General features: G+C 48.1%; 13 protein-coding genes and 1 pseudogene. 4 read left to right on the top strand and 10 right to left on the bottom strand.

The window, feature by feature from the left end; all coding sequences use genetic code 11:
* The 7 genes and pseudogenes from AC3DOM_RS06260 to AC3DOM_RS06230 form a co-directional block, all read right to left on the bottom strand.
* A pseudogene (locus tag AC3DOM_RS06260) lies at window positions 1–195 on the bottom strand (SCP2 sterol-binding domain-containing protein); the annotation flags it as partial.
* A 109-nt stretch (window positions 196–304) separates the two neighbouring features.
* A complete protein-coding gene (locus AC3DOM_RS06255) occupies window positions 305–1,486 on the bottom strand; it encodes an acetyl-CoA C-acyltransferase (RefSeq protein ID WP_487918173.1) in 1,182 nt (393 codons plus the stop codon).
* Between the two features lie 108 nt (window positions 1,487–1,594).
* A complete protein-coding gene (locus tag AC3DOM_RS06250; protein ID WP_487918172.1) occupies window positions 1,595–4,006 on the bottom strand; it encodes a 3-hydroxyacyl-CoA dehydrogenase/enoyl-CoA hydratase family protein in 2,412 nt (803 codons plus the stop codon).
* Window positions 4,007–4,094: 88 nt separating this feature from the next.
* Entirely contained in the window at window positions 4,095–5,354 is a 1,260-nt protein-coding gene (locus tag AC3DOM_RS06245; protein WP_487918171.1) for an acyl-CoA dehydrogenase family protein, read from the bottom strand.
* Between the two features lie 102 nt (window positions 5,355–5,456).
* A complete protein-coding gene (locus AC3DOM_RS06240) occupies window positions 5,457–6,542 on the bottom strand; it encodes an acyl-CoA dehydrogenase family protein (RefSeq protein ID WP_487918170.1) in 1,086 nt (361 codons plus the stop codon).
* Window positions 6,529–6,816 carry a hypothetical protein gene (locus AC3DOM_RS06235; RefSeq protein WP_487918169.1) on the bottom strand — a complete coding sequence of 96 codons (288 nt, stop codon included), beginning with the start codon at window positions 6,814–6,816 and terminating at the stop codon, window positions 6,529–6,531. The genes AC3DOM_RS06240 and AC3DOM_RS06235 overlap by 14 nt, the downstream gene beginning before the upstream one ends.
* On the bottom strand, window positions 6,817–7,383 hold the full coding sequence (locus AC3DOM_RS06230) for a TetR/AcrR family transcriptional regulator (protein ID WP_487918168.1): 567 nt from the start codon (window positions 7,381–7,383) through the stop codon (window positions 6,817–6,819).
* Between the two features lie 137 nt (window positions 7,384–7,520).
* Between AC3DOM_RS06230 and AC3DOM_RS06225 the strand changes: the two genes are divergently transcribed.
* From AC3DOM_RS06225 to trhA, 3 genes are all read left to right on the top strand, one after another.
* Window positions 7,521–7,967 (top strand): hypothetical protein, encoded by a 447-nt coding sequence (locus tag AC3DOM_RS06225; protein WP_487918167.1) that lies wholly within the window; start codon window positions 7,521–7,523, stop codon window positions 7,965–7,967.
* Window positions 7,968–7,994: 27 nt separating this feature from the next.
* A complete protein-coding gene (locus tag AC3DOM_RS06220; protein WP_487918166.1) occupies window positions 7,995–8,390 on the top strand; it encodes a YtxH domain-containing protein in 396 nt (131 codons plus the stop codon).
* Window positions 8,391–8,467: 77 nt separating this feature from the next.
* The gene (gene trhA, locus AC3DOM_RS06215) at window positions 8,468–9,112 is read left to right on the top strand and encodes a PAQR family membrane homeostasis protein TrhA (RefSeq protein ID WP_487918165.1); all 645 of its coding nucleotides are present in this window, start codon (window positions 8,468–8,470) and stop codon (window positions 9,110–9,112) included.
* A 105-nt stretch (window positions 9,113–9,217) separates the two neighbouring features.
* On the opposite strand, the gene AC3DOM_RS06210 is transcribed toward trhA, so the two are convergent.
* Together AC3DOM_RS06210 and AC3DOM_RS06205 are read right to left on the bottom strand one after the other, a co-directional pair.
* Window positions 9,218–10,387 (bottom strand): sensor histidine kinase, encoded by a 1,170-nt coding sequence (locus AC3DOM_RS06210; protein ID WP_487918164.1) that lies wholly within the window; start codon window positions 10,385–10,387, stop codon window positions 9,218–9,220.
* Window positions 10,387–11,067 carry a response regulator gene (locus tag AC3DOM_RS06205; protein WP_487918163.1) on the bottom strand — a complete coding sequence of 227 codons (681 nt, stop codon included), beginning with the start codon at window positions 11,065–11,067 and terminating at the stop codon, window positions 10,387–10,389. Before AC3DOM_RS06205 ends, AC3DOM_RS06210 begins: the two co-directional genes overlap by 1 nt.
* Before the next feature lie 122 nt (window positions 11,068–11,189).
* Between AC3DOM_RS06205 and AC3DOM_RS06200 the strand changes: the two genes are divergently transcribed.
* The gene (locus AC3DOM_RS06200) at window positions 11,190–11,930 is read left to right on the top strand and encodes an NYN domain-containing protein (protein WP_487918162.1); all 741 of its coding nucleotides are present in this window, start codon (window positions 11,190–11,192) and stop codon (window positions 11,928–11,930) included.
* A gap of 68 nt (window positions 11,931–11,998) precedes the next feature.
* Here AC3DOM_RS06200 and AC3DOM_RS06195 read toward each other — a convergent pair.
* Window positions 11,999–12,242 (bottom strand): glycosyltransferase (locus AC3DOM_RS06195; protein WP_487918161.1); only part of this gene is annotated, 244 nt, incomplete at its 5' end.

Genomic DNA, 12,242 nt, shown 5'->3' with positions numbered 1-12,242 from the left:
AGCAGTCATGGTCATTTTTGGTTCATCGTGAACGCCTTCTGTTGTTTCGACCTTATCATCTCTTATTGATGCGTACCAATCGCTGGCCTGCTCACCAGTGAAATGAAATTGAATGACTGCATCCAGGCCGGGGGCCTTATCGGGACGGAATGCGCCGGGCATTTTTTCCATCAGGGTTTTGATTGTAAGTGCCATTATTCTATCTCCTATTTGTTGTGCACCACAAAGACACAAAGTTCACAGAGTTATTTCTTATGAGCACAAAGAATTTTTTTTTACTCTTCGTGTCTTAGTGGTGAATTATTTATTGTAAATTCTCAAAGATCGCAGCAGCCCCCATGCCGCCGCCGATACACATCGTCACCATGCCATATTTCGACTTGCGACGTCCCATCTCGTAGATCAGTTGCGTGGTCAGCTTTGCCCCCGTGCAGCCAAGGGGATGCCCCAATGCGATCGCTCCACCATTGACATTGGTCTTCTCTTCATCGATTCCCAACTCGCGGATGATCGCCAGCGATTGCGATGCAAAGGCTTCGTTCAACTCGATCAGGTCAATATCTTCAAGCGCCAAGCCAGCGATTTTAAGCGCTTTTGGAATCGCAACTGTCGGTCCAATTCCCATGATCTCAGGGGGGACGCCGCCAACCGCATAGGCAACATAACGTGCGAGGGGCTTGATACCGAGCTCCCTGGCTTTATCTGCGGACATAATGATCACACCCGCTGCACCATCCGACATTTGGGAGGAATTCCCAGCAGTGGATCTGCCCCCGGTTTTGAAGGGAGCTTTCAGCCGCGCTAATGCTTCCACGGTAGTGTCACCCCGCGGACCTTCGTCCCGGCTGACTGTATATTTACGGGTAGCAGGCTTCCCATCCGCACCGACTTCGGTCACTTCCACGTCAACAGGTACAATTTCCGCATCAAACAGACCGGAATCTACCGCCCTGGCAGCTTTCTGATTGCTGCCCACGGCAAAGGCATCCTGGTCTTCACGGCTGATATTATATTTCTCCGAGACGTTCTCGGAAGTCAGCCCCATATTGGTGAAAGCCTCTGGTCTGCCAGACGCCTGACCATAATTCGGGGAGAATTTATAGCCCGTCATGGGGACCTGTGTCATCGACTCGGCCCCCCCTGCAATAGCAACATCGATTTGGCCGGACATAATTGCCTGTGCCGCATGCGCAATGGATTGCACACCCGATGAGCAAAAACGATTGATCGTTTCAGCGGGGACAGTATCAGGCAGACCGGCATGCATGGTCGTCAGACGAGCCATATTCATTCCCTGCTCGCCCTCGGGAAAAGCACAACCAATAATAACATCGTCGATATCTGCGGGGTCCAGCTCAGGTGTCCGCCTGAGCAATTCCTTGATCACTATCGTTGCCATTTCATCTGCCCTGACAGTCGCCAAACCACCGCGCTTTGCCTTGCCGACCGGCGTTCGAACAGCGGCAACAATTACAGCTTCTCGCATTTCCATGATTTACTCCTTTTTTACACGGTTTGCAGGTTGGAATGTTGAAATGTCTGAAGGTTGTGAAAAACTTGCAAACCTTCAAACCTGCCAACCTGCAAACGGGTACTAATTTCGTAGCGGTTTACCCGTATTCAACAAAGCCCACATCCGCTCCTGGGTTTTTTCTTCACCACACAGAGAAAGGAAAGCCTCCCGTTCCAGGTCGAGAATATATTGCTCACTGACCCAGGCAGCTTTGCTGAGACCTCCGCCGCTCAAAACATAGGAAAGCTTTTGAGCGATCTTTTCTTCGTACTCCGTGATGAATTTGCCTTCCTTGAACATATAGGCGCCAACTTCCAATGCTCCGCGCATATCACGACCTGCGGCATAGATCATCTCCGGTGCCGGTGGAGCATAGCCGGTATTGACCATATGCAATACTTCCTTTTTGGCTTCGGCCAATAAATGATCACGGCTCATGACGATCCGATCTGTTGCACTCAGGATGCCCATCTGCTGGGCTTCGCGCGCACTTGTTGCCACTTTGGCCTGCCCGATTTGCAGGAAAGCTTTTTGAAATGGGGCATATAAATTCATATCAGGAATGCGCATGGCCGGATTGACAACACGGCGCATGATCTCTTTTGTACCGCCGCCTGCGGGAATCACACCAGCACCCAATTCAACCAGACCAATATAGGTCTCACCGGATGCTACCACGCGCGAACCGTGCATGGTGATTTCACAACCTCCGCCAAGTGCCATCCCGGCCGGGGCTATGACAACTGGTTTCGGTGAATAACGCATCCGCATATTCATATCCTGCAAACCCCTGACCATCTCTTCAAGTTGATCCCACATCCCTTGCTGGGCAGCCATGACGACCATAAAGAGATTCGCGCCAGCACTGAAATGATCGGCTTCATTGCCAACGACCAAGCCGTCAAATTCATTTTCAGTACGGTCAAGGGCCTCTGTCATGATCTCGACAATATCGGCATCAATTGCGTTCATCTTGGTGTGGAATTCCACGCCAGCCACACCATCACCCAGATCGTAAAGGGAGGCACCGGCATTCTTTTTGATCAGATTCTGTTCCTTAAGCAGGAGCAAGTCAGGGGAACGAGCGATGCGGACATAGTCTTCTTTTGAGACGTCATAAACACCGACTATATCTCCATCTTTATATTGATAGAAGGATTCATGCCCGGATTTCAACATGCTGAGGACCCAATCGGCAGGTGCGAACCCTGCAGCAGTCATCTGCTCAACGATTGCCTGAACCCCGAGCATATCCCAGATCTCGAAGGGGCCAGCCTTGTGCCCAAATCCCCAACGCATGGCATCGTCAATCGGCTTGGGCGTATCAGCTACTTCCGGAATCAATACGGATGCATACTGAGAACCCTGATAGGTTAAAGCCTGAATTAATTTTGCAGCCTTATCCTCGCCATCGAGCATCGTCTGGATGCTTTCTTTGAGACTCTCAGCTTTCTTTGCCACGCCAACAGAATCAAACCTCGGCTTGGATGGTTCAACATATTCCATCGTTTCAAAATCAAGATGCAGGAAGGTTTTCTTCCCATCGGCATCTTTCTTGACGTTATAGAAACCGCCTCGGGTTTTATTGCCCAGCCAGTTTCGCTTGACCATTTCGGCAATCAGCTTATTCGGTGCTTCGGCTTCCAAAAAAGGCAGGGCGTATTTATCGTGCTGGATGAGGGGTGCCAGGTTGCGACCGACATGATCCCAGACATCGATGCCCACAAGGTCGATCAGGCGGAAAGTACCTGTTTTCGGGCGACCAACGATCGGGCCAGTGACCAGATCGACCTCTTCGATGGTGTAGCCATTTTTTAGAATGAAATCAAGAGCAAATGCCCCGGTGCCAAAGCCGAATCGATTTCCGATGAAATTGGGCGTATCCTTGCAAAGGACAATTCCCTTGCCCAGGCGATATTCGCCAAATCGGCTGATGAACTCAATCACTTCAGGAAGGGTATCTGCGGTTGGGATGACCTCAAGCAATTTGAGATAACGCGGCGGGTTGAAGAAATGCATCCCAAGAAAATGTCCCTTGAAGCTTTCAGAAAGTCCTTTTGCGATATCCTTGACCGGGATCCCGGAAGTATTCGTTGCAATGATCGCGCTATCCTTGCGAATTTCATCAATCCGTTTCATCAGATCCTGTTTGATCTCCAGGTTCTCAATGATCGCTTCAATAACCAGGTCAGCCTCGGCGATGACTTCAAAATCATCTTCGAGATTGCCGGTCTTGACCAACATCTGCTGATCGGATGAGAAAAATGAAGCTGGGCGGGATTTTTTAGCCGCCTGCAATCCATCATCAACGATGCGATTTCGGACATCTTTATCCTTCAGCGTCAACCCTTTTTTCTCTTCTTTTTCGGTCAGTTTGAAGGGCACGATATCCAATAATGTCGTTGGAATCCCGGCGTTGGCGAGATGGGCTGCCAGCGCTGCGCCCATTGTCCCTGCGCCAACCACGACTGCTTTGTTCACTTGATATTTCATATTTACCTCCAAATTTATCTCACCACAAAGGCAGAAAGTTAACAAAGAAAAACCTTTGTTGTTTTCGTGTCTTTGTCGTTAATTTCTTCTAACGCAATTGGCTACCGCGATAACCTAAAAGGTTACGCGCAACAACCAGACGATTGATCTGTCCGGTCCCTTCGTAAATATCGGTGATCTTGGCATCACGGAACCACTTCTCGAGCAGGAATTCACGGGAGTAACCCAGCGGTCCCATTATTTCGACGGCTTTCTGCGTAACCCTGGTGACGACATCTCCGGCTTTTACTTTGCTCATGGAGGATTCGAGCGCGTTGGGTTTGCGATTGTCCGCCATCCAAACTGCTTTTAATATCATTAACCAGGTTGATCGAATCATCACTTCCATATCAATAATGTCACGCTCAATGGTGGTCAGCTTATTTCGAGGCAGCCCATAACGAATTTCAATCCCTTCTTCTGTCAGCTTTTCCTGGACGAATTCCAGTGCGGCACGCGCTACTCCGATACCCGTTGCCGCGACAAGAGGCCGGGTCGCATCGAAGGTTGCCATCGCGCCCTTGAAGCCTTTGGTGGTCTTTTCGACAGTTGGATTTCCCAGAATATTCTCAAAGGGGACACGACAATCCTGCATGACAATTGAAACTGTATCTGAGGCCCGGATTCCCATTTTATGTTCCTTCTTGGAAACTTTAATCCCGGGTGTCCCCGCTTCGACAACAAAAGAGCGCATTCCTGCCCTTCCGGCCTCCGGGTCTATGGATGCCCAAATGACAACAAAGCCCTTTCCAGATTGCTCATACTGGGTCAATGATTTATCACCCGCAGTGACAAAGATCTTTTCCCCATTCAAAACCCATTCGTTTGTCTGCTTATCCAATACAGCTGTAGAGCGAATTGCAGAAGTATCAGAACCAGCACCGGCTTCGGTCATACACATTGCCGCGAATGTCGGTTTATCGCCCATGAAGCGCGCCAGGAATTTTTTCTTTTGCTCATCCGAACCAGCAGCCTGAACAGCAGCAGCACCCAATCCTCCTCCCGGAGTAACCAGGTACATTCCAACATCTCCCCAGGAGATGATCTCCATCATATGGGCCAGGAGTTGGTAACTGATAGGCGGGTGTTTCGGCTTACCTGGATCTTCCTTTTTCTTCTCTTTGGGAGCTAGTGAACCAGCTCCTGATGCTTTCATTGCCTGATGCATAAAGGTGATGTAGTCCCAAGGAATTTCTTGTTCATTTTCATCAAAGTAACGGGAGTGAGGCCTCATCATATTATCGGCAACAGTTTTCAAGACATATTGCTGTTGCACGATCGGTTTCGGGGTTTCAAATTCAATAGTCATTATTTATCTCCTCATTCTCTTACCACGAAGAACAGAAAGTAACACAATGGAAAAAGATATTAATCTTCGTGCTCCTTTGTGTTCTTTGTGGTGAGAAGGTTTTTAGACAATCGCCAGGCCAGTGAAAGTTGCGAAACCACGCCCATTGCGCATCCACCTTTCTACCGGGTGCTCACGGATATAGCCGTGCCCTCCCAATACCTGCACGCCACGATCGGTGACCATCATCACCATGTCGATTGCACCTGTCGCCGCCAGATAAGCCGCTTTGAAGGCATCATCCTTGTCGTTATCCAACTTCCAGGCTGCCTCCCAGGTCAACATCCGGCTGGCTTCAATTTCCATTGCCATTTCTGCCAGCATGAAAGCGATGGCTTGTTTTTGGGCAACTTTAACCCCAAAGACTTCGCGTTCTTTAGCATATTCAATTGCATAATCCAGTGAGGCCTTTGCGACACCAACAGCCAATGCTGCCAAGGCAACACGGCTTGCAGCCAAAGCTGCTTCAAAATCACCTTCTAGCCGATTGGCCTTTGGTACGCGCACATCATTCAGTCTGACGTCGTAGAAAGGCAACGCATTCAGACTCATCAGTTTGTTACGCTCTTCGCCAACTACCAAACCATCTGATTCCGCGGGGACAATAAAACCCTGCGTCAATCCATCCACATTGGCGTAGACGATCATCGCTTCGGCCTCAGCGGCGTAGGGAACGTAGGTTTTATGACCGGAAAGCAGATAATCATCACCCTCAACTGTGGCGGTCGTTTTCAGATCGGTCGCGTCAAAATCAAAGGATGGTTCGATCAAGGCGGCAGTGAAGGCTTTCCATTCCATTTCGATCACTGGGGGGATAAATTCCATCTTCTGTTCTTCTGAGCCGGCCAACAAAATTGGCAACACAAAGAGATTTGGAGTCATTACCGCCATTGCGCCAGCCAGATCGCCATAAGCCAACTCTTCGGCGGCCAGGACGCCAGTCACGCTGGAATACTCCCCAAATCCACCATACACCTCAGGGATCGAGGCTTGCAAAATCCCCATCTCCCAACCCTTCTCAATCAGCCCATCCGGAAATTTTTTTCCTTCCTCGGCCTCCTCTGCTGATGCCCGCAGATCATTTTCTGCATAACGACTGACAGCATCAATAAGCATTTTTTGTTCTTCATTTGGTTCAAAAGAATACATTGCTCCTCCTCCAAAACTGGGTCAGGTTCACTATGGCGGCAGAAGGCCCCTCGTCCGTGCGCACCCGATCAAATCCTTCGAGTAAATGTTCGTTACAATCACCGAAACCTGAGCCAGTATCAATCAAGACACGGTGATCATCCGCAATAACAAGATAAGCGTAAGTCCAAAATCCCGGGAATGCTTCCAACGGGATTCTGGAAATTCGAGCGCCATTTTTTGTGGTGAATTTTTCGAATGTATGCGAGGTTTTTGTGGACGGGAGTGCTTGCATCTAGATACCTCGCAGGCCATTGAGAAAAAGAGTTGCTGTTTGATCTGAGATTTCTTCGATAGAAAGTTCCCCGTTAGGTTTATACCAGGTGATAATCCAGTTCATTGCCCCAAGGAGATTACGCACGATAAGCGCGGTTCTGGCTATCGTAAAATCGCCGGAATCCATTCCACCAGCAATAACTTCACGCCAAAGAGCTTCAAAGCGATCGCGATTGGGGACATGCCGCGCGTGTAGATCAGTGTCCAATGAGCGGTGCTCAATCAAAAGAACGGAGGCCAGGTCAATATGATCCGTGAGTGCTTTGAGATAGGAGAGCATCATTTGTCGAAGTTTTTCACTTGGTGATAACTCCTCATTTTCAGCCACGAGGAGGATCTCTGCTGTGAGCAACTCCAATGCATGATCCAACAACTCAAGCAATATCTCCTGCTTGCTGGAAACGTGATGATAGAGACTGCCCTTTTGCAGGTTGACCGCGCCAGCAATATCCTGCATGGAGGTTGCGTGATATCCCTTTATGCGGAATATTTGTGCAGCGGCATCAAGAATTTGATCTTTAGTCATCATAATAAACCTACCGACCGTTCGGTAGGTGGATATTACCAGAATCACCCTCCTCAGTCAAGGTGTATTGATCAAAAGAATCAGTTATGGAGTCAAAATGCGGATAATCTATTCTTTGGATATGCTATAATATCTACATGGTTGATGAAAATATGCAAGTTGAAGTCACTGATAAAAATAAGGCAACGCAGGAAGAGCGCGAACAACGCATAGCTATTTTCATTGCAATTATTTTCGGTGTTGTCATTCTGGGTTTGATGGTGTGGGCAATTATCAGTCTGGCTCAGGCAGAGCCGACGACTACGGCTAAAGTACGGGATATTTTTATCATCTTTATGGCGCTAATATCGCTATTCATAGGTTTCGCGATTATCATCCTGATTGTGCAAGTAACCAGCCTGATCAACTTACTTCAAAATGAAATTAAACCTATTTTGGATGCAACCAACGAAACCGTTCATACACTCCGTGGGACAACCACATTTCTCAGTGAAAATATTGCTGAACCAGTAATAAAACTAAATACCCGCCTGGCGGGATTACAACGTATACTAGAACTCATCGGTATCAAAAGAATCAAATAATGAATTATTTTAATAAAGGAGAAAATCATGTCTGATCGTGACGAATTTGGAGCATTTCTGGTTGGATTTATCGTAGGCGGCTTGACAGGCGCAGTTGCCGCATTACTCTTTGCCCCGCAATCCGGGGAAGAGACTCGAACCTTACTCAAAGAACGCGGAATCGAATTGAAAGACAAAGCCGCCCAGACGGCTGAAGAGGCTGTTGCCCGCGCTGAAGCCGTAGCAGAAGAGGCTCGTGCCCGCGCTGATGAACTAACCAAAAAACTAAAAGAACGTGGGCAGGTTGTTATAGATCGTGGCAAGGGAGTAATGGAATCCGCAAAAGTGCGCGGACAGGAAGTTGTTGACCGTGGCAAGAGCGCGGTTGATGCAGCAAAAAAACCAGCCAAATCCAAAAAGTCCTCCCCTCCAAAAGGGGCATAGGAAAAAGCAAATTACATTGAAGGGTTTGACAAGGTCAAAGTCAAGCCCTTTTTTCGTTCCAGATACAGGATAAAAATATGCTCAAAGATAAACTGCGTGATCCCGTTAGCGGACTTACCCACCTCGGTGCGGCGATTCTCTCTTTTTTTGGGTTAATTGCCCTCATTCTTATCAGTTGGGGGGAACCCGCAAAACTGGCATCAATGATCGTCTATGGAACCAGTCTGATTGTGATGTTTTCCGCCAGCGCAACATACCATATGACCATCTCGTCACCCAAGGTAATCGAGATATTGCGGAAAGTAGATCATTCTGCTATCTTCCTGCTCATCGCTGGAACTTATACACCCTTTTGTATCAATGCTTTTAGCGGAATCTGGAAATGGGGTTTATTCTCTATTATCTGGGCACTGGCAATTATTGGTGTGGGGATTAAGATATTTATTGTTCGGGCACCTCGCTGGGTGAATGCAGGAGTATATCTCATTATGGGCTGGTTGGTCATCGCGGCAACTGGCGAAATGCTCGATAAACTCCCGATCGGTGCTTTGATATGGTTAATCGCAGGAGGACTGATCTATACTTTGGGAGCAATCATCTATATCACAAAAACGCTTGATTTTAAACCGTGGGTTTTTGGATTTCACGAAGTGTGGCATATCTTCGTCATTCTCGCTGCCGTAGCCCACTTTATTTCCATCCTGGTTTATATTGCAGTATAAAAAATGTCCGCTGCTGGGTGAGGGGGGCACCCAACAACGGACGTCTATATTGTGACATATTTTTCTCTTTTAATCAATGTTTTTTAACAAGAGATTTAAAACAAATTACGCGATCATAATTGAAAAACTAAAATTGCTACCTTTTCCTTCCCCGCCACTCTCCGCCCATATTTCACCACCCTGTGCTTCCACAAGGTGCCTGGCTACGGTTAAGCCGATCCCGCTCCCACCACCTGATTGTCGTGAGCGCGATTTATCTACCCGATAAAAGCGAGTGAATATATGCAGTAAATTTTCCTGGGAAATGCCTACACCAGTGTCTTCCACTGAAATGTGGATAAACTTTCCTTGTTGTACAGCGCTTACTGTCACTGCCCCCCCTGCGGGTGTATGACTCAGTGCGTTGCCCAGCAGATTCGTCAGGATTTGGATCACACGATCGCCATCGCCAAGAATACGCGGAAGGTCGGCAGGCAAGTTGGAGGTGAGGTTGATCCCTTTTTCCTCAAACTGAGTGGAAAGACGTTTGATCACCGTTTCCATTAATGGGGATAAATCTCCGGGTCGCACCTCCATTGGGTAGGCTCCCGCTTCGACACGACTCAGTTCCTGGAGATCATCCACCAACCGACCCAGTCTACCAGCTTCCTGGTGGATTTGCAGGTAGGTTTCCTCATTTGCCGGGAGAATTCCATCGATCAGTCCTTCCATCGAGCCTTTGATGGCGGTAAGCGGTGTGCGAAGTTCATGAGAAACATCGCCGATCAGTTGCCGGCGCATTAATTCGACCTGCTCCAATTTGACAGCCATTTGATTGAAGCTGCGGGCAAGCTGGCCGAGTTCGTCAGAACGTTCTTTATCTACACGCTCTTCATAATGCCCATCTGCAATGCGATGACTGGCAGTCATCATTGCCCGCACAGGGGCAACAACATTACGACTAAAAATCCAACTAACCAGCAAGGCAATAACCAGTGCGGCAACTCCTGAGTAAATCAAGGCCTCATTGAATGATGCTTTGAAATTCTGGAAAAGCTCCTTCGGGCCACCTTCTTGTACGCCGAAACGACCTCCCTCTCTAAATCCTTGACCCCCATCCATCATCATTCCTTCGCCATCTATTTGCATTTCCTGCGCCATCCCCAGATGGCGATCAAATGCTCTGGGCAGGGCCAATCTGGTTGAGAACAAAAGGATGATCGAAGCAATGCCAATCACCGCAATATAAGAAAGAAAGAGTTTAACGCCCACATGACTGCGAATATATTTGATCATCAGGATTCGTCCTCAAACCGATAGCCGACACCGCGCACTGTGGCGATCAGCCCGTCAAGGCCTAATTTTTGGCGAACATGACCGAGGTGTACATCCACAACACGGATTTCACCAAAGTACGAGTTACCCCATACTTTTTCTAAAAGTTGCTCACGAGTAAGGACCCGACCACGATTTTCGGCCAGGGCTTTGAGGAGATCAAATTCAAGCGCAGTCAACTGAATGGGATTATCATCCACGCTGACACGACGGGCGGCCACGTCAATCCGAATGTGTTTGAAGGAGAGCACCTCGTCCTTATCTGAGGGGCTATGATGCAATCGGCGCAGTGCAGATTTGATCCGCGCGACAAGTTCGCGCGGGCTGAAAGGCTTGGTAACATAATCGTCAGCACCAATGGTGAGACCGATCACCCGGTCGGTTTCCTCTGTTTTAGCGGTCAGCAAGATGACGTACACGTTTGATTCACGGCGCAGTTGAGTGAGCACCTCAACACCATCCATCCCGGGCAACATCACATCAAGAACGATCAAATCCGGTTTGAAGACGCGTGCCGCCTTTAATCCGGAGGGACCATCATTGGCGGTAAATACTTCGTAGCCCTCCGGCTCCAGATAGGCTTTGACCAAATTGACTATGCTTGGCTCATCATCAACGACGAGAATTTTTGCATTTGACATAAGGAACTCCGTAAAGATTCAGCATTATTGTAGCGGATAAAGTATCCCAAAGAAAAGCAAAATTACAATAAAGAGTTTATGAAGTTTCTGTAAAGAAGGGATAAGGCGTGTATAATAAGCCCATGACTGAAGAAAATATTATCCGTCGCAGGATCAGCATTCTGATCGATGGCGACAATGCACAAGCCAGCCTGCTTCCGCAGATGCTGGCCGAAACCAGCAAATATGGGCAGGTGACGATACGCAGAATCTACGGGGACTGGACAACGGCCAGCATGAATTCGTGGAAGAAGGTATTGAATAATCATGCTGTTCAGCCGGTACAACAGTTTCGGTATACGATTGGCAAAAACGCAACCGACAGCGCAATGATCATTGATGCGATGGATGTCCTCCATTCAAACGATGTGAGCGGTTTTTGTTTGGTATCCAGCGATAGCGATTATACGCGCCTTGCGACTCGCATCCGCGAAGCCGGCATTTTCGTAATGGGTATCGGCGAGAAGAAAACTCCCAAACCCTTTGTTAACGCCTGCGATCTCTTTGTCTTCACAGAGAACCTTGCTCCAAAAAGTAAACCGGTCCGTTCACGTACCACCAAAGCTAAAGCAACACCACAAGCTGATGATCCCGAACCAGTACCCTTACTCAAAAAAGCATTTGAGATCGCCGTTCGAGAGGATGGCTGGGCTTCGATGGCTATGCTAGGCAACGCCCTTTATCAGATCGATCCCAGTTTTGACCCACGCACATTTGGTCATGGTCAACTATCAAGACTGATCGGAAAATATAAAAAGTATTTCGAGCTACGTACCCAGGACAGTAATGGTACAACTTTATTCCATGTCAAACTAAAAGAGTAATTTCAGTAGATCTCATAGAATATAAACGGAGATGGCAAAATGCCATCTCCGTTTATATTTATAACAAATCAGACTACCCTCTTCTTTTTGGATACTTCTGGATCTTTACCATTCACCAGACTTCTATAGACTTCTATGATCCGCGCCGCAATCACTTCCCAGGCATACTCCTTGGCATAATCGGCGGCCTGTATGCCCATTTTTTTTCGCAACTGGTCATCCCCTAGCAAAGCTCCTAATTTCTCGGCAAGAACTTCTGGCGCATCATAAGGTACATGATAGCCCGTCTCACCGTCTTTCACCAAAAAAGCG

It is taken from the genome of Candidatus Desulfolinea nitratireducens (assembly GCF_982879505.1).
This window is presented reverse-complemented; position numbering and strand designations above follow the sequence as displayed.